The following is a 26,459-nucleotide window of genomic DNA, read 5'->3' on the forward strand; positions in this document are numbered from 1 at the left end:
GAGTGGAGTGAAGGAAAGTAATTGTGTTAGTAGGTCTCTTTTTCTCCACAGTTCATCTCTCTGTGCTGCACTGTTCGTGCACATGTTTTACACAACATAGAGTTGCTGACGAATAGTGAGAATATCCTGTCGTATCTTTTCGTCATTTTCAACAGCAGTTTTAATTTTGTCATACGCATGCATAACGGTTGTGTGGTCACGTTGCCCAACATGTTGGCCAATGGAAGGGAAAGACGCCTTTGTTTCTTCTCTCATTAGGTACATGCTTACTTGGCGGGGAAGAACGAGTTCTCGTTTCCTACTTTTCCCAAGTACATCCTCAATTGATATCGCATAATAACGACAAACGATGTCGATGAGCTGTTTTGGAGTGAGTCGCTCGGTGCGAGTGGTTGTTTGAGCGATATCTCGGTACAGTTTTTTCACGTCGTCAAGGGTTGCAATTCGGCCAGAGAATTCTTGTTCGGCGAGCACGCGGTTTAGCGCCCCCTCTAATTCGCGGACATTGTGCTGCACAACAGACGCAAGGTAGCCAAGAATGTCACCGTCGATGTTTACCCGCTTCTCCTTACATTTCGACTGTAAAATGGCGGTACGAGTTTCAAGGTCGGGGTTAGCAATATCAGCAATCATTCCCCATTCGAAACGAGAGAGTAACCGTTGTTCGAGGGCGGGGATGGCTTTTGGTGGGCGGTCTGAAGTAAGCACGATTTGCTTGTTGTTTTGGTGAAGCGCGTTAAAGGTGTGGAAGAATTCTTCTTGCGTGGCTTCTTTCCCAGCAATGAATTGAATGTCATCAATGAGAAGAACATCAACGGAGCGGTACTGATCTTTAAACTCTTTTGCACGACCGGCGCGAACTGATTGAATGTAGTCGTTCGTGAAACGTTCACTGGTCACGTAGAGCACCCGAGCGCCTTTTTCAATAAGGTTAAGCCCGACACCTTGCAAAAGGTGTGTTTTTCCAAGGCCAACACCACCATAAATGAATAAGGGGTTGTATGACTTACCTGGGTTACTCGCTACTGCCAATGCGGCGGCGTGGGCAAGTTCGTTTCCTTTCCCAACAATGAAAGATTCAATACGGTAGCGCTCATTTAAGCCAAAGCGTTGCTGCGCCTGGCTTACCGCTACTGCTTTTGGTTCGACTGCTGCAGTCGTCGTGTGTTCAAAGACACCGTCAGGACGATGGACCTCAACTTTGTACATCACTTCTCGAAGTGTTTCTTGAAGGGTGTTTTGGATAGCAACAACAATGGCGTCGTGGTATTTTTTTTCGAGCCAGGTTTTTGTGAACGTGTTGGGGACGCCAATAATCACCCGGCCATCATCAACCTCAATAACAAATGTATTTTTGAACCAGGTTGTGAAATTTGCTCGGCTGATGACCAGTTCAAGCTCACCCAAAACCGCTTGCCAGAGATGCTCCTTTGTCATAGGAGGTGGGGTACCATGTGGTGAGTACGAAGCAGCAAAAAAATCATTGTAGTTTATTTCAAAAAATTCGGTATTTTCAACTATAGCACAGGGGGTGGAAGCTCATAGTAGAATGGAACAGAAGGAATGTTAACAACCTGTGGATATCCTGTGGGCGGCCTGTTTCTCCATGATGACTTTGACCACGAGCTTTTGACAACGTATACTGAATGCATTACATAGACTGGGCAGCGTTACAACTTACTAATTCATTTACGGGAGTATGCCAAAGAGGACGTTCCAACCTAAAAAAGCGAAGCGAGCAAAAAAACATGGCTTTCGAGCGAGGATGAGTACCACGAGTGGACGAGCGGTACTGGCGCGGCGTCGAGCAAAGGGTCGCAAAAGATTGGCCGTTGCTTAGTCCATGTTTCCCCGGGCCGAGCGGTTACGGAAACGAAGAGACATCCAGCGGACAATAGCAAAAGGCAGGCGAGTATCCGATCAATTTTTATTGGTGCGCACAATGCCGTTACTTGCTCCTGGCCCGCGAGTTACCGTTGTTGTTGGTACCGTCGTTGATAAACGGGCTACTGTACGGAATAAGATAAAACGGCAGTTGCGGGTTGATTTACGTCAGGCACTGGCAAAACGACCCTTGTCGTCGAGTGGTATTGCTATCATGGTTTCTGTAAAGCGTCCGATACTGCAGTGTTCGGCCATAGCACGAAAAGCTAGCTTGCAAGCGTTACTCAGCCGATCGGGTCTCTAAGCCTATGCTTAAGGTTATTTCCTTCGGAATCACTCTTTATCAGTGGACAGTTTCACCAGACCATAGCGCTGTTGGCCGCTATTTTTATCCCTATGGCTGTTGCCGCTTTACGCCAACGTGCTCTGTCTACGCCAAGGCGGCGGTTGCCGAGTATAAGTGGCTAGGCTTGTGGTATGCGTTCCGGCGCCTTGTCCGGTGTCATCCATGGGCCAAAGGCGGCAGTGACCCTGTAGAAGCTATAAAACAGTAATTTTTGCCATGTCATACCTCTATAACACCATCTTTTATCAGCCGGTTTTCAACGCGTTAGTTTTTTTGTATGACATTATCCCAGGCAATGACCTCGGTGTTGCCATTATTATTTTGACAATATTTATTCGCCTGGTTCTCTATCCACTTTCCGTTAAATCCATACGTGCCCAAAAAGGATTGCAAGACTTACAGCCAAAGCTGGAAGCTTTAAAAAAACAGTACAGCAATAATCGTGAGCAGCTGGCGCGAGAGACAATGCAGCTCTACAAAGAAGAAAAGATTAATCCACTCTCGTCGTGCCTTCCTTTACTCCTGCAGCTCCCGTTTCTTATTGCACTGTTCCACGCGTTTCGAAATGTAACAAAACCCGAGAGTTTGCAGCTATTGTACTCATTTATACCATCGCCGGAGCACATAAACACCATGGGTCTTTACGGCCTTCTCGACCTATCGCAGCCGAATTATATAATTGCAATTCTCGCTGGGTTGGCCCAATTTTGGCAAGGGAAAATGCTGGTTCATCGTCGGCCAGCCAAGCGAAGCGACGAATCCAAGGATGAAGACTTCGCGACACTTATGAACCAGCAAATGCTGTATGTTATGCCGGCGGTAACGACCGTGATTGCGTGGACGTTTCCAGCCGGACTGGCATTGTATTGGTTCCTGAGCACGTTGTTATTGGCGTTGCAGCAGTGGGTTCTTTTTAGAAAGAAAAAAGATGGCAACCTTGCCAGCTAAAGCACTCCTTGGACTACCCGTTGAAACACAAAGCGGTACTCGCCTGGGGATTATAAAAAATTTTGATATTGACGTTGCGTTGTGTACCGTTGTCCGTTTTTATGTTGCGCCGCGGCTGCCAAAGCCATTTCAGAACGAGCGTTTCATTATTACGCCAGCGCAAGTTGTTGCGATAGAGCGGCAGCGTATGGTCGTCTTTGATGCGGTTAGCCGTGAAGGACTACCGGCGTCTGCGACAGGGATAAGCGCACCAGCGGTGGGTGCTTAAAAAGACCGGTCGCGGCCAACAATTACCCGTAGTGAACGAGGCATTACCTCGGCAATGGCCGGAAGCTTGATAGTGTAGTTGCCTTGGATTGTGGCGGTTTCTTCTTCGCCGGCAAAAATACGCACGTGTTTGAAAGGAACGGTGCTTGTGATGGCGGTAGTGGCTCTGAGCCAGCTACGTTTTGTTGGTGGGGTGAAGTGTGCCTCGAGGTAGCCATCCTGACAGTGTGCAGCAGTAGTAAGATTGGCCAGGGTAACTCGGTTGGTGGTTTTCGGAATACTTACCGTGTACCGTTCGTCACACTCTAGGGTGAGTGGTTTTGCCGCAGCTACTTCTACCTCGGTCAAAAAGAAGTGGGTATCAATTTTACCAAGGTCTATAATTTCTACTTTTCGGGCGGCGAGTACTTCGACAGCTCGTTCGCCTGCCGGAACGCCGAGGTGGTGAGCGATGGTGGAAGGCTCGCCAATGGGGATGATGCCGAGCGTTGTGTCGGTTCCCGCAATAGCGTCGAGTGTTTCGCTGACAACAGTGTCAGTACCCACAGCGACAATCGTCGTGGCACCAGCACGAACCGCCTGGCGTACCATGTCTTTGGCGCTCTTTAGTGGCCCAAGGCGGCCAACGCGACCATGGAGCTCGAGATCTGTTAGTCTCGCCTCAACGTTCGCTAATGCCGCCGCAAGTTTAGGCTGCGTTAGTGCTTCGTCGTAGACGTAGAAGTGCATAATAGAATGGCGCGCTGCGCCACCTTATGATGTTTTGACGGCCTTCGCTTTGGTCTCTCGTGCGAGTTCACTACTTTCAAGGTCATCAGTTTTTGTCGCGCCCATAGCGCACTTCCCATTGAAACTTGCTCCTTCAGCAATCACCAGAGACGTGGTGGCGATATCTCCTTCTACTCGACTGCCAGCCAAAAGTTCTATCCTACTTTTTGCAATTATATTGCCACGAACAAAACCACCAACGACGACAGAGTCGGCTCGAACGTTTGCTTCAATGGTGGCTGATTTTCCAACCTCAACTGAGTGGTTGGTGACGATGGTCCCCTTCACTTCACCATCAATTACCATGGGGCCTTCCCCTTTGAAATTTCCTTCAACTTTAACCCCCTCTGCAATAACGGTTGCGCCGGCGAAGCCGCCTTCTTTCTGGCTAAACATGAGCGAAAATGGTTAGTAGGTATTAAGTAAACTGTATCGTTCACAGCGGTTACTGTCAAAATATTTGCGAGCAGGTGTAAATTTAGATTCAAAATAGCTACCCAACTAATAGACAAGCTTGAACTTCTCAATCAAGGTGATAATATTTAATTATGAGAGTGCATAGTCTTCAGAAGATAGAAAAAGCAAAAAAACTCAGAAAGAACGGGTACAGTTTAAATGAAATTTCCAAGCTGCTAACAATTCCAGTGCCAACTGTCTGGCACCATGTACATGCGATACGTTTAAGTCCTTTTTATGCACGCATCCTGAAAGCTAAACAAGGCGGGAGTGCGAATCGTCGCAAGGTTGGCCTTGCTAAAGCGGAAAGTGAATCGTTGCAATTGTTGGCCAGTCATCATCGCGAGTCATTTATTGTGCTTGCGATGCTTTATTGGGGAGAGGGCAGTAAGGGGGTTTGTGAGTTAATAAATTCGGACGGGCGATTGATAGCATTATATTTAGAAATTTTGCGAAAAGATCTTTCTATATCTGAGTCGCGTATCAAGCCAACCATGCGGTTTTTTACTGGCATGAGTAAAGGGGAGTGCCTTAAATACTGGGTTCGGGTTACTGGCATCCCCGCTGCGCGATTTAAAATAAATTACAACGACGGAGGTACTCGTGGCAGGACACAGTATGGCATGTGTAGAATCACAGTTACAAAAGGTGCTGCTGAAGTTAAGCTATTTCATGCATTGATAAATAACATTTCCGCGAGTATCCTGCCCAAGCAGAGACAGTTTTTAAGCCCTCGTAGCTCAACGGATAGAGCACCGCAGTCCTAATGCAGTGATGGGGGTTCAATTCCCTCCGGGGGCAGATACCGCTTCGCCGAGTCAGACTCGGCTTCGCTTCTCTAAAGGGAAACTCCCGTTTCCCTGTTAGGGTATCCCTTCCTCCTTCAAGGTCGTTCATTTTTCCCTCCGCGCGGTAGCAGGCTTTGCCCTACCGCCACCGTGCTCAGTAAAAACTCACTCTGATTTTAAAAAAAGAGCTCAATACTATATTCCCTTCCATCCCCCAAGGTTGCTCGTTTTTCCTTCTTTGTGATAAGGAGTAAAGCTCTACGGTCGCTGTGTTCAAAATTACATCACCCATTACGGCTGGTTGTCTGCCGCTATTTGCTATATGCTATTTGCTCCGACGTTTAGTCGGAGCCCCGATTCATTAGATGCTTTACATTGCGGCGTCGGGGCCATTCGCCATACGGGCCCGTAGCTCATCTGGTAGAGCGCTGCATTCGCATTGCAGAGGTAAGGGGTTCGATTCCCCTCGGGTCCAAAAGAAAACCTTTCCCTTTTCGGGAAGGGTTTTCTTTATTGTAGAGAGAGGGGAATCGAATACCACAGGTACTTCCTTCGGTCGCGGGGAACAGCTGGCGGTGAGGAGTGTCTGAAGGTATCCATTACGTCGTATGACGGCTGAATTATGAACAGCTTTCCTACTGCTTCGTCCTAGGGTAAAGTAAAAATATGGCTGCACACAAAAAACTTACCGTCCTCCTTCTTTTTGGCGGCAAATCAACGGAGCATGAAGTATCCGTTGTTTCCGCCCGGGGTATTTATAATGCTCTTGATAAGAATAAGTACGATGTCGTGTTGGCCGGAATTGACCACGATGGCCGCTGGCAGCTTCAGGGGGGTGCGGAGCGTATGCTCCTCGAGGGCAGCGTTGAACAAGCTGGTGGTACGCAGGTTTTACCCACAGCGCTTAATGGTGGGTTAACTCTGCGTGGTGCAACTGATGGGGATACGCATAAAATTGATGTTGTTTTCCCTATCATCCACGGCACGGGCGGTGAGGATGGGACGTTGCAAGGTCTTCTGGAGCTTATCGAAGTGCCCTACGTTGGCTGCGGTGTCTTGGGTTCAGCGGTTGGTATGGACAAGGACGTTGCGAAACGACTCGTGGCTGCGGCAGGCATTCCCGTTGCTCGAACAATAGTTGTACGACCACACACGCACATAAGCCAAGCAGTTCGCGACTTCACGGCAACTGTTGGTTTTCCGGTTTTTGTTAAACCGGCTAGTCTTGGCTCTTCGGTGGGAGTTGTGAAAGTTGCCGATGCTGAAAATCTTCAGCAAGCGATTGAGGCTGCCTTTTTTTATGACACGAAGGTTTTAATAGAAGAGGGCATTGTGGGACGTGAGATTGAGGTGGCAGTACTTGGAAACGATGTTCCTGAAGCCTCGGTTCCAGGAGAGGTAACTCCAACGCATGATTTCTATTCTTACGAAGCGAAGTATATTGATGAGGCAGGAGCGGCATTGCAAATTCCGGCGGCGCTTACGAAAGCGGAGCAGCAGGAAGCGCAGCGGTTAGCGTGTAAGATTTTTCAAACATTAGAATTGTCAGGAATGGCGCGAGTGGATTTTTTCTACACTCCTAGTGGCACATGGGTCTTTAACGAGGTGAATACAGCGCCAGGGTTTACACCAATCAGTATGTACCCGAAGTTGTGGGAATGTTCTGGTCTCCCGTATCCACAACTTCTCGATCGGTTGATTGAATTAGCGCGGCAACGGTACGAAGTGCGGCGAGCGGTGCAGCGAAAGTTTAAAATCTCTTGACACGGTATTCCGCCAGAGTATTCTAGCGATAATGGTAATTCGTGTGGTGGGCAACGTGCCCACCGCTTTCAATAAAAAATATGATTTTCGTAAATAACGCAAAACTGTTCTTGCAGCGTTTTAAGATGGTACTGATTGGTGCCACAGTATTTTGGGGGCATAGTGTTTTTGCCAGTTCGGGAGCGGTGCCCGAAGGTGCAAATATCGCAACTGTTTTTTTATGGATTGCCATCCTGCTACTCGCCGCGAAGTTTTCAGGATTCGTGGCAGCGTTCGGTCAACCGGCGGTTCTCGGGGAGCTCCTCATCGGTGTTTTCCTTGGTAACCTGGCGCTTATTGGTATTAATTTTTTTGAGCCAATTGCCCAAAACGAGATAATTCATTTTCTTGCCGAACTGGGTGTCGTTATTTTGCTGTTTCAGATTGGGCTAGAATCCAATATTGCCGAGATGCAACGGACTGGTCCGCGAGCTGTGATTGTTGCCGTTGTTGGTGTCATAGTGCCCTTCGTCCTGGGGACATACGTCGTCGGTCCTTGGCTTTTCCCGGAACTTAGTCTGAATGCTCATCTTTTCCTTGGCGCGACGTTGACCGCCACCTCCGTAGGTATAACTGGCCGGGTATTTAAAGATCTTCATTTCATCAAGGAACCTGAAGCGCAAATTGTGCTTGGCGCGGCTGTAATCGATGATGTGCTGGGTCTCATCATTTTGGCCATTGTTTCGGCAATTGTGACGCTTGGCGCCGTCAGCTTTGGCGCCGTCAGCTTCATCATTGGAAAGGCCGTCCTTTTCCTTGTTGGGGCAATTGTCGTCGGGCAGCTTGCTGCTCCGAGAATTGGCCGACTCTTCTCCCTAATAAGCACAGGAGTCGGAATGAAATTTACTTTGGCAGTATCCTTTGGTCTCGTATTTTCCTATTTGGCGAGCGCGATTGGTCTAGCACCGATTGTTGGTGCGTTTGCTGCCGGATTAATTTTAGATTCGGTACATTTTCAATACTTCAAAGATCCGAAGGTTATTCGAGACGTACGAAAATATATTGCTGGGTGTGATGAAACTACTAGGGTGGGCATCGAAGCAATCATTGAGCCACACGCAAAGCGCCATTTAGATTCTATTGTCGAACCAGTAGGGTATCTCGTCGTCCCAATTTTTTTCGTGGTTACCGGTATGAACGTTAATGTGGCTACCTTCACAAATCCGCGACTGCTCGTGCTCGCACTCGCCGTAACAGTTGTCGCGTTTATTGGTAAATTAGCAGCCGGCTTGGTTGCTGGCCCCGTCCGCAAACTCATTGTCGGTTTTGGTATGGTGCCGCGTGGTGAGGTTGGGCTTATCTTTGCCACTGTGGGGAGAAGCTTGGGCGTCGTTTCTGAAGATGTTTACTCGGTTATTGTTATTATGGTTATAGTGACCACGATTTTTACACCTCCAATTTTAACTCGTCTCATAAAACAACACTCAACCGAACCGGTGGTGAGTGGTAAATAGGAAGGAGAAATTGCCAAGCCTGGCGGGCTGTACTAGGATTGCTTTAGGCACGGGATTTCCCAGCCTCACCCGTGCGGTGAGGCGCTTGTTATTAAAACTCTATGCATAAATCCCTCAATCGTGTCCAAGATGCACTGCTCAGGTTGATTCGCAATCATGCGCTCAGCTCAGCATTTAATGCAGTGAAACAAATGCATCCGGCTGATTTGGCGCAACTGTTGCCGTATCTTCAAGCAAGTGAACAGCAGTGGTTTGCGGAGAGCCTGTTGAAGAGCCGAAAGTTAGCTCGAGTTATCAGTGAACTTGATGAATCACAAGTTCCAGAGATTTTAGAGCTCATTCCAGAGGACCATTTCATGGCGGCGCTCCAAGAGCTTGATCCGGATGACGTCGCAGATTTAATTCATGGATTACCAGAAGAACGGCGGCAACCAGTGTTTGATAAATTAAACGGCACGCAGAAGAAAGCAGTTGGAAAATTGTTAGGCTACGCACCAGATACGGCCGGTGGAATCATGACCACTGACCTGTTGTCGATGCAAAGCACTTTAACTGTCGGGGAAGCTATTGCACAGATTCGTGCGTTACCCAAGGACGCGGCCGAAGAGTACTACAGCATTTATGTGTGTGACGACAATGAGCAACTAGTAGGTGCAGTGACGTTTCGTCAATTGGTGCTGTCTGCTGCGGACGTAACGCTGGCTGACATCATGGAAGTGGACCCCGTTGCAGTGCGCCCACACGCTAATCAAGAGTTCGTAGCCGATTTAATCGCCCGCTATAATTTACTCTCCGTTCCCGTTATAGATGATAACCATCGATTAGTCGGGCGAATTACTGTTGACGACGCTATTGATGTTTTGACCGATGAGGCAACGCAAGATATCTACCACCTTGCTAACCTTGGCCAAGAAGACCACGTTTCGACGCCGATTATTATTTCTACTCGCCGTCGTGCCCCATGGTTACTCATTAATTTGGGTACCGCCGTTTTAGCTGCCGCGACGATTTCACTTTTTTCGGACACCATTGCCCAGTATGTTGTTCTAGCCGCTATGATGCCAATCGTTTCTGGTATGGGTGGTAACGCTGGTACACAATCACTGACCGTTGTGGTGCGGAGCCTCGCACTCGGTGAAGTTGATTGGAGCCTTGGAATGAAAGTAATCGGGAAAGAGTTGGGCATCGGTGTTTTGAATGGCATGCTCATTGGTGTTGTTATCGGTCTCTTAACGTTTGCGTGGTATCAGAACATTTGGCTGGCACTTGTTATGTTCTTGGCCATGCTCGGAAACTTAATTATTGCAGGACTCGTTGGCGCCTTCGTTCCCTTAGTGCTTCGTAAATTGAAGCAAGACCCGGCGCTCGGGTCGAGTATTTTTGTCACAACCGCCACAGACGTTGGTGGGTTCTCCCTCTTCCTTGGATTAGCCACCCTGCTCATTAGCCTCATTGTTAAGTAAGGTCGTATGTCGGCGTTAGTGGTTACGAATTTACAAAAATCTTACAACGGCGTTCCGGCAGTAAACGACGTTTCGTTTTCAATTGCCGAAGGGGAATTTTTTGGTTTCCTTGGTCCGAATGGTGCTGGGAAAACAACCACCATTGGCTGCATCGCGGGGCTGGTTACTCCAGACTCTGGGAGCATCACTGTTTTTAGTCAGGATGTTGTTACAAATTACCGAGCGGCACGGGCGTTGGTTGGTTTGTCGCCGCAAGAGTTTAATGTTGATATTTTTCGCTATCCTTTAGAAACACTGATAAGTAACGGAGGTTACTTTGGCATTACTGAGGGGGCTGCTAAACTACGCGCCGAAACACTACTGAAGCGGTTTGATTTGTGGGAGCAACGGATGAAGCCATTTCAAAGTTTGTCTGGTGGTATGAAACGTCGTGTACTTTTGGCTCGGGCTTTAATGCATAAACCAAAGTTGCTCATTCTCGATGAACCGACGGCGGGAGTGGACGTAGAAATGCGGCACTGGCTCTGGCAAGAGTTAAAAGATATTCAAGCACAAGGGACAACCATTCTTTTAACAACGCACTACCTAGAAGAAGCAGAACGGCTTTGTGAGCGCGTGGCCATAATCGATCATGGAAAGATTGTGCTTATGGAAAAAACAGCTGAGCTACTCGCAAAAGAGGGCCACAAGAAATTGGAAGAAATTTATCTTGACCTCACGCGAACCGAGGCTAAAGAGAACGGGATATGAACTGGGTAGGGCTGTATACGTTATACATTCGTGAGTTGCGCAAAACATTTAAGTTAGCGGTGCAGACGGTATTCCCCCCTATTATTTCCTCACTCCTGTATATTGTTGTCTTTGGCAACATTCTCGGGTCACGAATTGAAAATATACTGCCAGGCGTAAGCTACATTGATTTTATGATTCCGGGGTTACTTATGATGAACGTCATCTCTGCCAGTTTTACAAACACTTCTTCATCTATCTACATTGGGAAGTTGCAGAATACACTCTCTGAGCTTCTTGTTGCACCACTTTCGTACACGGAGATTGTTCTTGGATTTGTGCTCGCCGCCACTACTCGCGGGTTGGTGGTTGGGCTTGGGGTGTATGGCGTAGCCTTATTTTTCACAACTGCATCCATTTCTCATTTCTGGGCGTTTCTATTTTTCCTTATCGCTACGTCACTGTTGTTTGCTTCGCTTGGAGGCATCGTCGGATTGTGGGGGAAATCGTTTGATCACATTAGTCTTCCTAATACATTCATACTGCTCCCACTCTCTTTCTTTGGTGGTGTCTTTCATTCGGTGCGATTACTCCCTGACTGGATGGCAACAGTGAGCCACTTCAACCCTATTTTTTATATGGTTAATGGCATTCGTTTTAGCATGATAGGAATAAGTGACGTGAACTCCCTCATTGCCGCCGCTGTTGTTATTGCCCTAACAATTTTTTCGTTTGCCATGTGCGTTCGTATGTTCCAACGAGGCTACAATTTGAGGTCCTAAATTCTACACAAAGCTGCGTTGCTCATTCTGAACGGCGGTGCTAAGGTACCGCCGTTTGCGTTTTTAGCGTCTATAGAGACGCTCCATGATCATTACCAGAGGAATAAGGAGGAAAGAACCGTGAGAACATTTAAGCTGCCAATGCGACTCTTGGGACTCGGTTCCGGGGGCGGGAGCACGCTCAGGGCCATCAAGTTGGCGACCATGGAAGGCGGAATCCTTCATGGTCTTGTCGAGTTGGTGTGCGCCGTCGCAACCAACACCAAGGACGCCCTTGGTCTCATCGACAAGCTCACCGCTCTCGGCATGACTGAGGGGGACAATCTTCTCGTCGTGCCGTACAAGGTGAGTGAGGCGGAACACTGGGGGCGAGTTCTTCTTGAACTCTCTCGTCAGTTCGCGGTGGACCATGTTGGACTCTACGGTTGCATCCCAACCGTGCCGGAGTCGTGCGTCAGAGCACTCGTTGCCGAGGGCATCCGCGGCACGAACCAGCATCCGGCTCATCCGAAAGCATTCGGTGGGCCGGGTATGTTTGGGAAGCGTGTCGTGGCGTCGCAGATCGCGTTCGCCCGTCTCGTGCTACCGCGTGATTTCGTGGCCATGTCAGTTTGCCAGGATCTCGATCCGTTTGTCGACGAAGGAAGAGTGCTCCACTTTGAGGAGTGCCCAATTTTGCCGGCAGATGACGTGGACTCACTGCAAGCAAGGCTTCTTCCGACCGAACACTGCGTTCAGATCGAGGCGTTGCGTCGTGCGGCGCAAGGTGAGCTGTTGCCTGTCGATTGTCCCTCGCCGGTGAGGGCAGGAGAAGAGAGGCGGCTCAACTGGGCCAAAGAAATCGGTTTCATGCTGTACCCCGAGGGACGCCCCTATAAGGAGTGCCTCGCGAGAATGATCGAGCGGCGCCGCTGAGAAGAAGGAGTAGGACCATTTTCCATGCCGGGACGAGGGTCGCCGACAGCGGCCGGGACATCCTCACGGATAGTGGGCGCGCGTTGACGGTCGTCGGGCGAGGTGCAAACCTCGATTTCCGTGCGGCGCGTGAAGCCGCTTACCGTCGGGTCAATACGATTCACTGGGATGGTGAGTACCACCGGAACGATATCGCTGCTGGGCTTTAGCCCGACAGCAAAATAAAGGAGGTCAGAAGAAACTAAGGAGGGAAAACGGCGTAGCTTAACAGCAGCGCCGTTTTTCCATATTTAAACATTGCCAGGTGAATCTTCCGGTGTTAAGGTCTCTCGGCTAAAGTTTTGGATTGTCGTTTCACAACCAGTTGAGGGATAGCAATGAATCACATTCAAACTGTATACAAGATGCGCCTCGGGATCGATCCTGTTGCCGCTAGTTTGCTACGGAGACTGCAAGGTCTCAATTACTCGGTAATTTCGCTCGCCATCGAGTCGGTAATGAGGGTTGAGGGCGTCGGCGACGTCCACGCTCTTCTTCCGTTTTTTACTCACCCAATGGTTGAAGTGCCAAGCGTTGCTACGTCTTTGACGAGCACGACGGCACAAGTGAGAGAGGTGGCGTATAGGCGAGCCATGACCGACCCGGAGTTGGCGTCGCTTCGGCGCACAGCACAGGCGCTTGGTCTGCCTGAGTTTACATGGGCACGCTGGGCAACAAGATACGCCTTCGAAGGTGTATCGCACGGAGTTGCCGATGAGATCGTCAAGCGGTACTGCATGAACAGTCAGACGCAAGAGATTCTCGCCCCGGATTTTGCGTACGATACACTCGTACCACAGGGTGAGGTTGGCGGCGTGGAGCACATTGCTGTTGCATCTATGGATGATCAAGAGCTCGCCGCATTATCAAGCAAGCGGCGTCTTATGATGTCGGCTGCAAAGCTGGCAGTCGTTCGTGCCTACTACGTTGCGCTGGGCCGTCCGGCGCGAGATGCAGAACTCGAGGTGGTTGCTGCAAAGTGGAGCGATCACTGCAACCACGAGACGTGGCGTGCGCTTGGCCTACTACCGTTCCTCTTTGACGTAACGAATCGCCTGCACCATAGGCTGGTTCTGAGCGCCTTCGAGGACAATGCTGGTGTGATGCGCTTCTATGGGCGTTACGGTGTAAACGTTAAGGGTGAAACTCACATTTCACCGACGTTCGCTGGTGACCCTTATGGTGGGATCATGACCAAGCATGGTGGTGTCCAGCGGGACATCATGCTCACAGCACTCGGTGCGTACCCGATTCTCGGAACGACGGTGATGGCAACCTGTGATCCTCATCTGCCATGGAATCTCGTCGTCCCTGGCGGTACACATCCGCAGGTCGTGCTTACTGAATCCGTGCGGGGCACGGCAGATTACTGCAACCCGATGGGTATTCCCATGGCATGGTCGCAGTACCTGAAGCACGATCGTAATTGGAAGGGCATCGCACTTGGTCATTGTGTGGGCATACTTCCTGCGAAGTGCGCCAAGAAAGGTACGCCAATGCCGGGCGATTTCGTCGTGCTTATCGGTGGTCTCACCGGTAACGATGGGTTGCATGGTGCGACAGTGTCGAGTGCAGCTGCAACGGCCAAAACCGTAACCATTGACGCTGCGCATGTGCAAATCGGCATGCCGATTGAACAGCGCGGTTTCATGGAAGCGATTCCGGTCTTGAGAGACGCAGGATGCATTCGTGCCTCAACCGATTGCGGAGCAGCTGGCTTGTCGTCGGCATGCTTTGAAATGGGTGAGGACACCGGTGTGTGGTTGAACTTGGCGTGGGTGCCGCGTAAGTGTGCGGCTATGCGTCCCTGGCAAATCTTGCTTTCCGAAAGCCAGGAACGCGGTGTTCTTGCGATTCCACCAAGTATGCTTCCTGAAGCTCTCGCCATACTCCGTGACTATGATGTCCGTTTCGCGGTCATCGGCGTTTTTACGGATACTGGCAGGGCGCAGGCAGTTTACGACAGTGGGCTTTCAGAGCTCGAATGGGTCGGGGCACCGACAACAGAACTCATCGGTGACGTCGCAGTTGACTTGCCATATGACTTTCTGAATGCGGCTCCACTCCCGGAGATTGCTGTCAGGGAACCTACGGTTCGTCCGCATCGTTTCCAGCCGTCTGAGCCTGCAAGCGAAGACGATTGGATTCAGCTCGTTAGAGCGCACCTTGGGCACTACAACATTGCCGATCAGTCTTCCGCTGCGCATCATTTCGACCAGACGGTGCAAGGGCGTACGGTACTCCCGTACATCATTCGCGGAAACAGGGTAGGAGAGTGTGTGCCCGAAGAGCTCTACGTGTCGGGACCAGTGTATGGAAAGCCCTGGGGGCTCGGTGTCGCAGTAGCAACTAACCAGTACTACGGCGAAGTTGACCCTGCTGGGCTCGGGCAACTCATCACAGCACAAGCGGTGACACGGCTCGTATCGGCTGGTTTCGGCCCGGACGATATCGTGCTCAACGTGAATGTGATGAGTCCACCTGTGATGGACAATCCTGGGCATGCTTGGCGATTGAAGCAGCTAGTGGAGTGTGGTTACGGCTACGCTTCGCAAATGCTTCGGACACCAGTCATCAGTGGCAAGGACAGTTCAAGCTGCCGGCTTGGAGAGTGCGATGCACCTCTCGGACTTTCGGTGTTAGCTTTGGGGAGAATGCGGGATACGTCTCGTCTCGTTCCGAAGTTGTTCACTCGTCCTGGGGATACTATCATTCTCTACCATCCGGGGTTGCTTGATGTTCAACTGGGCGGATCCGTTTTCCTCGATCGCTACGGCGAGCGAAGTCACGTATTGCCTTACGTGGACTTGAAGCAGCTCAGGCGGGGACTCTGTCGGGTGCATCGCATGTTCAAGGAGTGTGGATGGAACGAGGGAGTGCATTCTCGTTCGGTGGTGGCAGAGGGCGGATTGATTCGGCGTCTTTTTGAGATGAGCTATGGCAGTGGTTTCGGTTGCGCCATAGATCTTCCTTGGGACCCCCTGAAGTCGCTTTTTGCCGAACTGAACGCAGCGATGATTCTCGTGGTTGATCCGGCTTCCCCTTGGGAGAGGTATCTCGCTCGAGGTGACTATGTCCCTCTTGGTGTGGTTACCGAAGAGCCGGAGATTGCGGTGCATGTAGAAGGAGAACGTCTGTTCAAGGTGTTGCCCGATGCGATTGCAACTGAGTGGAAGAGAACGTTTGCGGAGGTGGTGGAATGAAACCGCTTGTATTGATTCCCTGGGTTACTGGAGTAAACAGCCATGAGGAGAAGGTTGCAGTGGTGAACGCGGTCGGCGGTCGTGCGGAGGTGGTGCCCATTCGGGTGCTACTCGACGGACGTCGCCGATTGTGGGAAGCCGATCTTGTCCTCTGGCCTGGCGGTTTCAGCTTCGGCGATCATGGTGGCGCCGGAACGGTGTTTGCCATCGAGTTACAAACGCGGCTGCGTGAAAGCGTGGAGCGTTGTCTCGAGCGGCAGGTACCGATGCTTGGCATCTGCAATGGATTCCAGGTGTTGGTGCGGGCAGGACTTCTTCCGGCGGGAGATTTTTCCTCCGGATGCACCGCTGTTCTTGACCGCAACCGTACTGGTCGCTTCGAACACTGGCGGCATACGCCCGTGGTTCTCCATGGCTCGAGCCTCTGGACTAAGGGGCTGGATGGAGTGGAGATCGAAATGCCATCAGCTCATGGTGAAGGGTATTTTCAATCCCAGGGTCCTGTTGTTGTCACGGCAACCTACGGCAGCTATGAAGGTGTCATAACCTATCCGGCTAGTCCGAACGGCTGTCCGGTCGCAGGCATCTGCGACGAGACGGGACGGATCATGGGCATGATGCCGCACCCCGAACGTGGTTGTGAGGCAGCATGGCAAATCTACCGCAACGGCATCGAAGCCGTGCGGTAAAGGAGGTCAGAAGAAACAATGGAGGGAAAACGGCGTAGCCTAACAGCAGCGCCGTTTTTCCATTTGTGTAATATTTTCAAATCACAGTGAGTGTTTCTCGAGTACTGTAATCTGGCTTTGCCGGTTACAGCACGGAGAGAAACAAGAACGACCTTTGCTGAGGGAAGGATATATTAACAGGAAACCGGACGGTTTCCTTTAAAGTAGTGAAGCGCTAGCGTAACGGTGTTATTCCCACTCCGTCGTAGCGGGTGGTTTTGAGGTTATATCGTAGAGGACGCGAGTAACGCCTCTCACTTCATTTGTAATGCGCCAGGAAAGGCGTGCCATAAAGTCGTGGGGAAGTTGTGCCCAGTCCGCGGTCATAATGTCGGACGAGGTAATGATGCGAACAACTATTGGGTAAGCGTAGCGGCGTTCGTCACCGGTGACCCCAACTGTTTTTTGGCTGAGTACTTGGGCAAAGTAGTGATAAAATTCGTCTTCACGCTTCACCCGATGAATTTCTTCTCGCACGATTAAGTCAGCATCACGAACGATACGTAGTTTTTCCGGCGTTACTTCGCCGGCAATGCGAATGGCCAGACCCGGGCCAGGAAACGGTTGTCGCCAAACGAGCGCCTTGGGTAGTCCAAGTGCTTCACCCAGTTCACGGACCTCATCTTTATAAAGGTCGCGAAGCGGTTCAAGTAGTTTCCACTTCAATCCTTTCGGTAGCCCACCGACATTGTGATGAGATTTAATAACGCGCGCCGTTTTTCCACTACTCGCTGCAGCGGATTCAATAACGTCTGATTGAATAGTTCCTTGGGCTAAGAAGGTGGGACGGGGGTGAACAGATTTTACTGCACGGTCGAAGGCGCGGATAAACTCGCGCCCAATAATTTTTCTTTTCTTTTCGCCAAACGTAACGCCCTTTAGGCCACGGAGAAATGGTTGCTCTGCATTGACGTAGCGAACACGGCAACCGAGTTGTGACAGAATGGCGCGCACTTCACTTGGTTCATTTTTACGCATTAGGCCATGATTCACGAATACGGCCGTGAGCTGTTTCCCTATGGCTCGGCTCACCAGTGCGGCCGTCACCGTGGAGTCGACCCCACCAGAAACAGCCGCAACAACCGCATTCTGGCCGACAGTATTTTGGATGGCGGTGATTTTTTGGGTAATTAAGTCAGCAACATTCCATGTCTTTTTGCATTTAGCAATCGTGAAGAGAAAATTTTTCAAAATAGCGTTACCGTACTGCGTGTGCTCAACTTCGATATGAAACTGAATGCCGTAAAGTTTTTCTTTCTCATTGGCGATGACCGCATCAGGAGAGTTCGCCGTTTGCGCAATGTGTCGGAATCCTTTTGGTAGTTTCGTAACAATGTCTCCATGAGACATCCAAACGCGATTTTTCTTTGGCAGCCCCTTCAAAAGCGGCGACGACACCGTGGCGTCGAGCAGCGCCGGGCCGTACTCACCACGTTTCCCCCGTTCCACACTGCCACCAAGCTGGTGCGTCATCAGTTGCATGCCGTAGCACACGCCGAGTAGGGGAATTCCTAAAGTAAAAAGTTTCTGACTGCAACTTGGGGCACCAGTTGTATACACGGAACTTGGCCCCCCAGATAAAATAATAGCCTCAGCGTTTTTAATCTGACCAAGCGGAGCAGTGAAGGGAATAAGTGTTGCCTCTACGCCAAGGGCGCGAACACGCCGACCTATGAGGTGAGAGTATTGTGAGCCAAAATCTATAATGTAGACCATGCTTACTGGCGTTTCGGTATAAAGGTAGCCGCGAAGGCGTTGGCGATGAACGAGGTTACTTCGGATTCTGAAAAAATAGCATGATGCAATAAGTAGTTGAGTTCGGCGGCCAGATTTGTTTCATACATTTCCGGCCCATCAGTATTGATAGTCAATTTTACCCCGGCTTGGTGCAGTGTTTGATAGGCGCGGCGTTGCTCATTGAGGGTTTTAAATACACCAACTCGCATATTAGAAGTTGGACATACCTCTAAAGTGATGCCAGCTTCTTTGATGAGCCCCATCAGTTTTTTGTCTCGATAGGCATTGACCCCATGACCTATGCGTGACGGCGCTATTTTCTTAATGACGAGTTCAAGCTCTTTTAATGATCCCTCTTCACCAGTATGGATAGTAACGCCGAGCCCTTTTGCTTTGGCAGCACAGAACAGATCAACGTACTGCGCCATTTTAAATGCGGCTAGTTGTGGACCGGCAACGTCAATACCGATGACGCCGCGATGTTGATACTTGAGAGCTTTTTCGTAAATGATTTCGTTTTGTCGGTAGGTAAATTCTCGGTCAAGCATCAAAATGATGCCAGCGCGCACATCTGGATATTCGAGCATAGCGCGTTCCAGGCCACGAATAGAGGCATGGATAATATAGTCTAGGTCTCGTTCTCCGTTCCGATTGCGTTTCATCGGGTTGAAGCGAATCTCATGGAGTACGATATTGTGTGAGCGGTACGCACCACCGATAGTCTGGTGTACGGCGGGTTCCATTGCCACTGGTGACGATTGAATGAGCTCGGTCCAGTGGTACTTCGCTCGATCGATTTCTTTGAAACTTTTGTAGTTTCGTTTTACCGTAACCATGTCTTCAAACTCCCAGTAGTTTTTCGTAGGGAGACGAATACCTTGATCGTGTGCGAGCGTCCACAATACAGCCGCATCGGCCGCGCCACCAACGTGTGTGTGAAGTTCAGCGAGGGGTAATTTTGCAAAGGGCGACGGTTTTTTTTCTGTCATAGTTAGTTATAATTGGGAGCTTGTTTTTCTATCTGAATAGTATGCGGGTGGCTTTCGGCTCTGCCGGCTGGGGTAATGCGAATGAAATGTTTACTGCACTGCATCAGTTGAGGGATTGTGGAGACTCCAACATAGCCCATGCCAGCCTTTAGTCCACCGATGAGTTGATACACCGTGTCGGCGAGAGGGCCTTTATACGGAACAATACCCTCGACACCTTCAGGTACGTATTTTTTCATTCCTTTTTGGCCATAGCGGTCAGAGCTCTCACCAATCTGCATGGCGCCTAATGAACCCATGCCGCGATACCGTTTAACTTTCTTGCCGTTCAGTAAGGTTGTATCCCCTGGGGCTTCGTCAGTTCCTGCAAATAATGAGCCAAGCATCACTGCCGCCGCGCCGCCAGCAATAGCTTTGACTATGTCTCCCGAATAACGAATGCCACCGTCAGCAATAACCGTAATTCGATTTCCTTTGACGGCTTCTGCCACCAGTATAATGGCCGTTAGTTGTGGTACGCCGACGCCGGCAACAACACGCGTCGTGCAGATAGCGCCCGGGCCGACGCCAACCTTGAGTGCATCAACGTACGGCGCAAAAGCACGGGCAGCCGCGGCCGTTGCTATGTTGCCTACAATCAAGTTAGCGTGCACTTTTTTTCGCAGCGTTTTTACATCCTTAAGGATACTTGGTTTGTGCACGTGGGCGGAATCAACGACGATTGCGTCGATGCCCACCGCGTCTAGCGCCAACGCTCGCTCACTATCGTGTGGTCCAATTGCTGCGGCAACAAGACATCCGGCTTTTTTGACGGTTCGCACCATGGCGACCTGTTCTGGAATCGTACAATTACGATGCAACACCCCGAGACCCCCCAATCGCGCAATGGCAATGGCCATGTTGGCGCCCGTTACGGTGTCCATGGCGGCTGAAAGCAAAGGAATAGAGAGCTGAATATTTGGTGTGAGTTTGGTCGTAGTAATGGCGGTGCTGGGCGAGACCTCAGACAATTGAGGCACCAGCAGAACGTCATCAAAGGTGAGACCAAGCGGCAGTGTTTTCATGGGCCAAGTATAAACGAAAACCGACTGTTCGCACAGTCGGTTTTCGTTCGTGGGCTGTTATCCTATTGGTGGTCCTTCAAGGTAGGTACCGAGATGCTCATTCGATATCGTCAGCACCTCTGGCCATTTGTAACCAAGACCCGTGAAAACATCGCCTGATAAAAATAGTCGACGTTTATTGTCTTGCAATAAATAGACAGCCGGTGCGTTTGCTGTTTTTACAACCCTAGCGGTGGGGTAAGAAGTAATATCGATTGTATCAACCACGAGCACATTGCCCCAGTAGTTATTTGGGTACGACACGAGCGCGGTTGGCGAAGGAAGCGCAATCTTTAGCCACTGTCTGTTTGGCCGTGTCGAGAGAAAATAAACAGTCGCATCCTCGGGCGTTCGAAGTAGTCGCGCGTCTGGATACTTGTTGAGCTCGGCGCGAGAAATGGTGCGGATAGTATTGTAGTCGTACCCATAGTTAGTGAATGATGTTGGGCTTGTTATGTAGTGACGGAATCCATTGGCGTAGAGAGCGTAGACGTCCGGGCTGTTTGCAGTTTTGACGAGCCCCACTGCAGGCGTGTACTCACCCGTGCTCGCCCCAAGGACTCGGCCAGGTGTAGTCGTTGGCTTGTCGTTTGATGGCGCAGGGGTAGAAGTAGACAACGCCTCAAGGCCGTACGAGCGTGCATCGGTGATTGTACAACTAGCTGGTAGTGGGTAGTAATGAAGCGCGCTTCCGGTAACAGTAAAGGAATACTGCGAGCCAGGTGTATGCCGTTCAGTAAAATAACTGTTTAGTTCATGGACACCTTTGGTCAAGGTAATCTTTTTAACGCCGCTCTTTGCAAATTTTGCGTCACCGAGATCCAGCACCATAGTGTCGTCAATGCGTAACCAGGAATCGTTGTTTGAGGTAACGCGAAATTCATACTCTCCGGTTGCGGATACCACGAACGCACTACGCCAATGAACAGCGAAGTGGTACGGGTCGCCCAGTTTCCCGGTGTCAACCGGAAAGAATTTAGCGCCGAAATTAATAGTTTGGTCTACACGGTCGAAGACACGATATTCTGGGTTGTACCAGTAGTTATCATCCGCCACCTCTGGAATATAATTTTCAATGTCGTCTTCTACGCCAATGTCATCTTCCGCCAGGTTGTAGTATTGGCCATAGAAGCCACGTTCAAAAACAACCATATTACGGTCACACGTTGCTGCGGCTGCCGTCTCTAGAGAAGTGAAGGCAGCAGTAGGCACGAGCAGGGCTGCGACAAAAAAAGAAATTGTTTTGCGCGATATTTTCATGATCTTATTACACTCACCAAAAAATAGTGAATTGAATAAGCTAGCACGTTTTGGTTGAATTGTCAAGGCTAACTACTTACTGGGCTTAGTTTTCCTTGGTAAAAGTTTGAAATAGTTCTTCAAAGCTGCTGCTCCTTCTTTGTGAAATAAAGCCGACGACGGTAGCACATCTTTTTTTGGATTCAGCCACTGGTAGCGGGCGTGTTCACTAGAGAGGACGATGTCGCCCTTGCGGTACGTTGCTTCGTACACCACAAGGAAAATATGTTTTTCTGGATTCGAGAAATGACGTCGGAAATGAAATATCGGCTGGCCGATTGTATAGCGAACTTTTGTTCCAAGCTCTTCTTTTAACTCTCTTTTTAACACTGTCAGTAGTGGTGTTGTATGTTCTGTTGCGTCAATGCGACCGCCTGGGATATCAAGGTATCCTTCTGGTGTATAGACAAAGAGGTATGAGTTACCGCGCCGCAGTAATATTTTCAGTCCCACGTTATATGTGGCGTGGGTATGTTTATGACTAGATTTCATAGTGGCGTTTATTGGGGTAGTACCTTTTTTTCGGCAAATTCTCTTTCAAATTAAAAACCGTAAGAAGGCGCCCAGCCAGTATCGGCCAAATCGGGCTTTAGTTCCATAAGAGTACCATCCACTGCATTTATTTTTGCCGCTATCGTACACCGAATGTCTGTTGGGTCCCACGCCCCTTCGTTACATTTTGCGATTGGATGTTTCAACCCCGAATCTCTAAAAATAACCCACCAATAAGGGGATGTAAAAGTTACTAGATAATTTTTTTGGTCGTTTGGATTAAATTCTGGATGTTTCTCTAGCCAGTATGCGACCCACTCATTTTTCTTTGCATAGTCGAGGGCCTGTGCTTGTGAACTTGCAAGGCTCGTTTGTTTATTTACTAACTGAATAGTGAACTCACGTAGTTCTGTATTGAATGTTTCGTATGCTGCAAGGTAATTATCTGCGGTGACATTGGCATCAAATGCAAAAATTTCATCAAGGCTATTAGCCGAAATATAAAATAGAGCAACACCATTCTTAGTTTTTTCTTTTCCAAACGTTGGCTGCGGCGTTGGATCTTCAGGAATTCCTACGGCCAAACCACCAAGTTCAATTACCGCATTGCTTACTGGTTGGTTAGTTGATGCGTCTAGCACCGAAACTAATATTTTGACCTTGCCCGTTTCATTGAGTTGAGACTTTGTATAAAGAAATCCACCAACAGCGACGATGGCAACAATTACTCCTATCAAAATAATATTTGTAAATCCTTTTTGATTGTTCATGTGCGTCTATTTTAGACAGTAATCAATTTTCTATTTTGTGACTAAAATTGTTTTAAAAATTAAACTATGGCAGAAAGACATTATTCAAAACACCTGGCTCGCCACGCCGCCGCTGACCACCTGCGCCATCCAGCCGCCGTAGCCTTTGGCTACTTTGGCGGAGGTGGCAGGCTTCGGACGGTCAAGAACTATGGCTGGCTCGCCAGCCGAAGCTTTTTCGAAGGTTGGTGCTCCCGGCAGGAATCGAACCTGCAACCTTGTGGGTAGAAACCACACGCTCTATCCAATTGAGCTACAGGAGCACGTGAGGGGAGTATAGAGGGGACCCTTGTTGAAAATCAATCCTTCCCATTCCTGAAGCGACTGCTATAGTGCATTTATGATTTTTACTTTTTTGACTGCCACGATTTCTGTAATCTTCTTTTTTGGCGTCTTAAGATTGCAACGAAGGAAAGATCAGATAACAGAAGGAAAGTCAGCTTATCAAGTTTACCAAAGTTTTTTTGCCAGTTTTACAGCCTACTTCGCCATACTTGCATTTGCTAATGTCTTACCTATCAGCCCAATCACGGCGCAGGTGGCATTCTACTTAGCTCTCTACGTTTTTCTTTTTATCGGTCTTGGTTTTTGTCTCCTTTTTACAATTCGAGTGTCTGGCCGGCCAGCGCTGGCGAACATTGTTTTTGGTGTTGCCTCTGGTCTTGGCGTCACCATGTTTCTTTACAGAATGGCTCACTTGCCATTACCGCAGCTCAGTTCAACAAGTCTGTTTTTCTTCTATCGCAACCCAAGCTATACGGGCGGCGAGATTTTTATAATAAGTTTGGGAATCGTTTTCACAGCTGGTTTGTTTGCGGTGCAATTTTTTCGAACGAGCATAAACGCAACTGCTGCACCGGTTCGACGTCGAAGTATTTTTATGGCGCTTGGTGCTGTGGTGGCTGCAATTGATGGTGTCAGCTACTTTGCTAGCCATTTGCTTTCGCAAACTGTTGTGCCGTATGCAGCCACTGCGGGTTTAGTGCCAGCAGTCGTTGGTTTTTTTCTTATGACCTATCCGTTATTATTTCGCCACAAAGAGGAGCTATAAAACCAGTTGTGAATGGATGTGATTATTTTTTATTGTGAAATGCTTCGTGCACCCGGCGCAGTTCGCTATCTGTAAGATGGGTGTAAATTTGCGTCGTCGTAATTGATGCGTGACCAAGCAGACTCTGCACCGAACGCACATCCGCGCCGTTTATGAGTAGGTCGGTGGCAAAAGAATGACGAAGGGTATGCGGTGTCACCTGTTTCATAATACCGGCGACGCGGGCATATTTTTGAAGAAGCCGTTCAATGGAGCGGGGCGTTAGCGGCGCACCGCCTTCTTTTTTTGCCCGATCGTTTTGAATTTTGCCAGCACGGTCGTGTCGGACAAATAGATAGGGTGAAACATCGTGCCGTTCGGCCAGGTACGACTTTACATACGCCCGTGCGTCTGGCGACAAAAAAACAACACGAATTTTTGAACCTTTTCCTCGCACACTGAGTTCCGTTAGGGAACCATTGGTTGGTTCACGGGTGCTCACCTGCTCTCGTTTAAGGTTTGTCAACTCAGAGACACGTAGACCGGTCGAAAAAAGAACGGTCAGCATAGCAGCATCACGCAGTAGGGTCAGTTTTGGCTGCGGTACTCGTCCTGGCGCAGCGAGTAAGCGCTGTAGTTCTTCGCCGGTCAGAAATGAAATACTGCGGTCAGGCATTTTCATGAGTTCAATCTTTTCTGGTGCCAAGCTGGCCACATCTCGTTTGGCTAAATATTTTAGCAACGTGCGCAGCGCAATGAGGTGATAGTTTTGCGTGTTCTTTTTAAGTGCTTCGCCGTGAGTATCAGTAAAGCGATTGAGCCAGAGTCGGTATTGGCGAATATGTTCTGGTGTAATGCGGTTCGTGTTTGTGACACTGTGTTCCTCTGACCAGTCAGCGAAACGATTGAGGTAGAAGCGGTAATTGCGAATAGTCGCCGCGCTGCGGTTTTTTTCAATCTCCAGGTATTCCAAAAAATCTTGAATGTAGTCTTTGAGATTTGCCATAGTGAATATTGTACGACACGGAAAGGCCATACGCTATATGCTGTAAGGTTTTTGATAGTGGTAGGGTGAGCCAAAAAGCACCCCCTTTTTTAAGTTATTTTAAAAAGAAGAAGAGGCCCGCGTCACCAGTGATATGGTGGGGGCCTTCTTCATGTCGATTCGACCGTTGTCGCCAGAGGAGGCGGCAACAGCACGTCAGTGCTTCATCGTCCTGTCGAGCAGGAAGTCAAAGCTGGTTGGGGACTGGGCCATGCGGCGGTAGTGGCACGACCGCAACTCGAGCCCGACCCAGATGGCGATACAGACGCCGACCCAGGTGGTCAGATGCTGCCTGCGCCTCCTTCGGACGAGGGAATTTCGTTTGTCCATTGTTCCTCCTCCTCGCCTTACATTGTCCGCGAGGTTGCGACTTCTAGGCCCTTGGCGAAAAGGCCGACACTTACCGCCATGGTCAGGTACGCCGCGACCTGCCAGATGTTTGGCAGGGTACCGCCGTCGGCCAGTTTGATGACGCTGGCGATGATGGGGACGAGCATCAGGATGCCCGTTACCGTGGCTACATCGCCGCCAGTGTTGTAGGCGGCAACGGTAAACCAATCAGCCCAAAAATAGGCTATTCCCATCGCACCCGCGATGTACAGGTTGCCGCCCTGCGGCCAAATGATCGGCGTTCCCGTCGACCATTTGTAGGCCAAAATGGCCAGGACTACGGGCAGCATCGCTATGTAAAAGCAAAGCAGCACGGCAGTCGGGGTGAGCTCTTTGAGCCGCATCTCGATGACGGCACTCTGCGTGCCGTAAAGCACAGCGCCGATGAGGGCGTACAGCGTTGCCTTGTTCATGGGTGTTCCTCCGGATCGATTTTCAGTGAGCCTTCTGTGTTGGCAACCGCTATTTATGGGGTAGAGCCAAATCTCTCACAGGATGTGAGCGACCGAGTAAAGTAGCGGGTTTTGAGATAAAAGTCAAACCTATTGATTTCCTGATTTCATTAGCAATAGATTGACAACCCCAGCAATATTGCCTATACTGGTCTCTCGCGTACGTTTTTATATATGAGAGGACGCGCTCCCGCACGGGCGCTCGGTGTATTGGGTACGGTCTTACCCTGCACTTGGCAAACCGACGATTAAACGAACAGAGCCTATGCTCGACAAGAAAGCGAAAGACCGAATTATTAAAAAGTTTCGTACCCATGAGTCTGATACGGGCTCGAGTCAGGTGCAGATTGCAATACTGACGTCAGAGATTAAAGACCTGACGGATCACTTGAAGACGCACCGTAAAGATCACTCGTCTCGTCGAGGCCTATTAAAAAAAGTGGGAGAGCGTCGTCGATTATTGCGTTACCTTGAACATGAGGATCCGCAAGCTTTCGAGCAGCTCGTGAAGCAACTAAAACTTAAAATTGCCAAGCGCTA

26 protein-coding genes, 3 tRNA genes and 1 pseudogene are annotated in these 26,459 nt (G+C 49.6%); 17 read left to right on the forward strand and 13 right to left on the reverse strand.

Going from position 1 to position 26,459, the window contains the following annotated elements; all coding sequences use genetic code 11:
- Window positions 1-87: 87 nt before the first annotated feature.
- Window positions 88-1,437: a chromosomal replication initiator protein DnaA gene (gene dnaA / locus WC052_01475; protein ID MFA7286319.1), complete on the reverse strand. Its 1,350-nt coding sequence runs from the start codon at window positions 1,435-1,437 to the stop codon at window positions 88-90.
- Window positions 1,438-1,699: 262 nt separating this feature from the next.
- Here dnaA and rpmH point away from each other — a divergent pair, with 262 nt between their 5' ends.
- The 5 genes from rpmH to WC052_01500 are packed head-to-tail and all read left to right on the forward strand — an operon-like array spanning window position 1,700 to window position 3,446.
- On the forward strand, window positions 1,700-1,840 hold the full coding sequence (rpmH, locus tag WC052_01480) for a 50S ribosomal protein L34 (GenBank protein ID MFA7286320.1): 141 nt from the start codon (window positions 1,700-1,702) through the stop codon (window positions 1,838-1,840).
- Between the two features lie 3 nt (window positions 1,841-1,843).
- Entirely contained in the window at window positions 1,844-2,188 is a 345-nt protein-coding gene (rnpA, locus tag WC052_01485; GenBank protein ID MFA7286321.1) for a ribonuclease P protein component, read from the forward strand.
- Window positions 2,189-2,192: 4 nt separating this feature from the next.
- Complete coding sequence (gene yidD / locus WC052_01490) at window positions 2,193-2,438, forward strand: membrane protein insertion efficiency factor YidD (protein MFA7286322.1); 246 nt, start codon at window positions 2,193-2,195, stop codon at window positions 2,436-2,438.
- Between the two features lie 8 nt (window positions 2,439-2,446).
- Window positions 2,447-3,178, forward strand: a complete 732-nt coding sequence (locus tag WC052_01495) for a YidC/Oxa1 family membrane protein insertase (GenBank protein ID MFA7286323.1) — start codon at window positions 2,447-2,449, stop codon at window positions 3,176-3,178.
- Window positions 3,159-3,446: a hypothetical protein gene (locus WC052_01500; protein ID MFA7286324.1), complete on the forward strand. Its 288-nt coding sequence runs from the start codon at window positions 3,159-3,161 to the stop codon at window positions 3,444-3,446. The genes WC052_01495 and WC052_01500 overlap by 20 nt, the downstream gene beginning before the upstream one ends.
- On the opposite strand, the gene WC052_01505 is transcribed toward WC052_01500, so the two are convergent.
- Complete coding sequence (locus tag WC052_01505) at window positions 3,443-4,174, reverse strand: acylglycerol kinase family protein (protein MFA7286325.1); 732 nt, start codon at window positions 4,172-4,174, stop codon at window positions 3,443-3,445. The two genes, WC052_01500 and WC052_01505, sit on opposite strands and share 4 nt — an antisense overlap.
- A gap of 24 nt (window positions 4,175-4,198) precedes the next feature.
- Complete coding sequence (locus tag WC052_01510) at window positions 4,199-4,609, reverse strand: polymer-forming cytoskeletal protein (GenBank protein ID MFA7286326.1); 411 nt, start codon at window positions 4,607-4,609, stop codon at window positions 4,199-4,201.
- Window positions 4,610-5,398: 789 nt separating this feature from the next.
- On the opposite strand from WC052_01510, the gene WC052_01515 reads away from it, so the two are divergent.
- From WC052_01515 to WC052_01560, 10 genes are all read left to right on the forward strand, one after another.
- Window positions 5,399-5,470 (forward strand) — tRNA-Arg (locus WC052_01515).
- A 389-nt stretch (window positions 5,471-5,859) separates the two neighbouring features.
- A tRNA-Ala gene (locus WC052_01520) sits at window positions 5,860-5,932 on the forward strand.
- A 191-nt stretch (window positions 5,933-6,123) separates the two neighbouring features.
- Entirely contained in the window at window positions 6,124-7,221 is a 1,098-nt protein-coding gene (locus WC052_01525) for a D-alanine--D-alanine ligase family protein (protein ID MFA7286327.1), read from the forward strand.
- A gap of 80 nt (window positions 7,222-7,301) precedes the next feature.
- On the forward strand, window positions 7,302-8,714 hold the full coding sequence (locus tag WC052_01530; GenBank protein ID MFA7286328.1) for a cation:proton antiporter: 1,413 nt from the start codon (window positions 7,302-7,304) through the stop codon (window positions 8,712-8,714).
- Between the two features lie 101 nt (window positions 8,715-8,815).
- Window positions 8,816-10,177, forward strand: a complete 1,362-nt coding sequence (gene mgtE / locus WC052_01535; GenBank protein ID MFA7286329.1) for a magnesium transporter — start codon at window positions 8,816-8,818, stop codon at window positions 10,175-10,177.
- A 6-nt stretch (window positions 10,178-10,183) separates the two neighbouring features.
- Window positions 10,184-10,927 (forward strand): ABC transporter ATP-binding protein, encoded by a 744-nt coding sequence (locus WC052_01540; protein ID MFA7286330.1) that lies wholly within the window; start codon window positions 10,184-10,186, stop codon window positions 10,925-10,927.
- Complete coding sequence (locus WC052_01545; protein ID MFA7286331.1) at window positions 10,924-11,688, forward strand: ABC transporter permease; 765 nt, start codon at window positions 10,924-10,926, stop codon at window positions 11,686-11,688. The genes WC052_01540 and WC052_01545 overlap by 4 nt, the downstream gene beginning before the upstream one ends.
- A 204-nt stretch (window positions 11,689-11,892) precedes the next feature.
- Window positions 11,893-12,603 carry a hypothetical protein gene (locus WC052_01550; GenBank protein MFA7286332.1) on the forward strand — a complete coding sequence of 237 codons (711 nt, stop codon included), beginning with the start codon at window positions 11,893-11,895 and terminating at the stop codon, window positions 12,601-12,603.
- Between the two features lie 377 nt (window positions 12,604-12,980).
- The gene (locus WC052_01555) at window positions 12,981-15,845 is read left to right on the forward strand and encodes an AIR synthase-related protein (GenBank protein ID MFA7286333.1); all 2,865 of its coding nucleotides are present in this window, start codon (window positions 12,981-12,983) and stop codon (window positions 15,843-15,845) included.
- Window positions 15,842-16,534: a phosphoribosylformylglycinamidine synthase subunit PurQ gene (locus tag WC052_01560; protein MFA7286334.1), complete on the forward strand. Its 693-nt coding sequence runs from the start codon at window positions 15,842-15,844 to the stop codon at window positions 16,532-16,534. Before WC052_01555 ends, WC052_01560 begins: the two co-directional genes overlap by 4 nt.
- Window positions 16,535-16,762: 228 nt before the next feature.
- Here WC052_01560 and guaA read toward each other — a convergent pair whose 3' ends face one another.
- The 7 genes from guaA to WC052_01595 form a co-directional block, all read right to left on the reverse strand.
- Complete coding sequence (gene guaA / locus WC052_01565; GenBank protein MFA7286335.1) at window positions 16,763-18,289, reverse strand: glutamine-hydrolyzing GMP synthase; 1,527 nt, start codon at window positions 18,287-18,289, stop codon at window positions 16,763-16,765.
- Between the two features lie 2 nt (window positions 18,290-18,291).
- Entirely contained in the window at window positions 18,292-19,299 is a 1,008-nt protein-coding gene (locus WC052_01570; GenBank protein MFA7286336.1) for an adenosine deaminase, read from the reverse strand.
- A gap of 2 nt (window positions 19,300-19,301) precedes the next feature.
- Window positions 19,302-20,363 (reverse strand): IMP dehydrogenase, encoded by a 1,062-nt coding sequence (locus WC052_01575; protein MFA7286337.1) that lies wholly within the window; start codon window positions 20,361-20,363, stop codon window positions 19,302-19,304.
- Between the two features lie 57 nt (window positions 20,364-20,420).
- Window positions 20,421-21,662 carry a PA14 domain-containing protein gene (locus tag WC052_01580; GenBank protein ID MFA7286338.1) on the reverse strand — a complete coding sequence of 414 codons (1,242 nt, stop codon included), beginning with the start codon at window positions 21,660-21,662 and terminating at the stop codon, window positions 20,421-20,423.
- Between the two features lie 72 nt (window positions 21,663-21,734).
- Window positions 21,735-22,193 carry an NUDIX hydrolase gene (locus WC052_01585; GenBank protein MFA7286339.1) on the reverse strand — a complete coding sequence of 153 codons (459 nt, stop codon included), beginning with the start codon at window positions 22,191-22,193 and terminating at the stop codon, window positions 21,735-21,737.
- Between the two features lie 50 nt (window positions 22,194-22,243).
- Entirely contained in the window at window positions 22,244-22,963 is a 720-nt protein-coding gene (locus tag WC052_01590) for a hypothetical protein (protein ID MFA7286340.1), read from the reverse strand.
- A gap of 225 nt (window positions 22,964-23,188) precedes the next feature.
- Window positions 23,189-23,265: transfer RNA gene (locus WC052_01595), tRNA-Arg, on the reverse strand.
- A gap of 77 nt (window positions 23,266-23,342) precedes the next feature.
- Between WC052_01595 and WC052_01600 the strand changes: the two genes are divergently transcribed.
- Complete coding sequence (locus WC052_01600) at window positions 23,343-24,053, forward strand: hypothetical protein (GenBank protein MFA7286341.1); 711 nt, start codon at window positions 23,343-23,345, stop codon at window positions 24,051-24,053.
- Between the two features lie 22 nt (window positions 24,054-24,075).
- Here WC052_01600 and WC052_01605 read toward each other — a convergent pair whose 3' ends face one another.
- The 3 genes from WC052_01605 to WC052_01615 form a co-directional block, all read right to left on the reverse strand.
- A complete protein-coding gene (locus WC052_01605) occupies window positions 24,076-25,038 on the reverse strand; it encodes a tyrosine-type recombinase/integrase (protein MFA7286342.1) in 963 nt (320 codons plus the stop codon).
- 195 nt (window positions 25,039-25,233) lie between these two features.
- Window positions 25,234-25,407: a hypothetical protein gene (locus WC052_01610; GenBank protein MFA7286343.1), complete on the reverse strand. Its 174-nt coding sequence runs from the start codon at window positions 25,405-25,407 to the stop codon at window positions 25,234-25,236.
- Window positions 25,408-25,424: 17 nt separating this feature from the next.
- Window positions 25,425-25,880: a hypothetical protein gene (locus tag WC052_01615; GenBank protein ID MFA7286344.1), complete on the reverse strand. Its 456-nt coding sequence runs from the start codon at window positions 25,878-25,880 to the stop codon at window positions 25,425-25,427.
- 304 nt (window positions 25,881-26,184) lie between these two features.
- On the opposite strand from WC052_01615, the pseudogene rpsO reads away from it, so the two are divergent.
- Window positions 26,185-26,445: pseudogene (gene rpsO, locus WC052_01620) on the forward strand (30S ribosomal protein S15).
- The last annotated feature ends 14 nt before the right edge of the window (window positions 26,446-26,459 follow it).

Source organism: Patescibacteria group bacterium (assembly GCA_041675205.1).
Taxonomy (GTDB): Bacteria; Patescibacteriota; Patescibacteriia; order GWA2-46-9; family GWA2-46-9; genus JBAYUF01.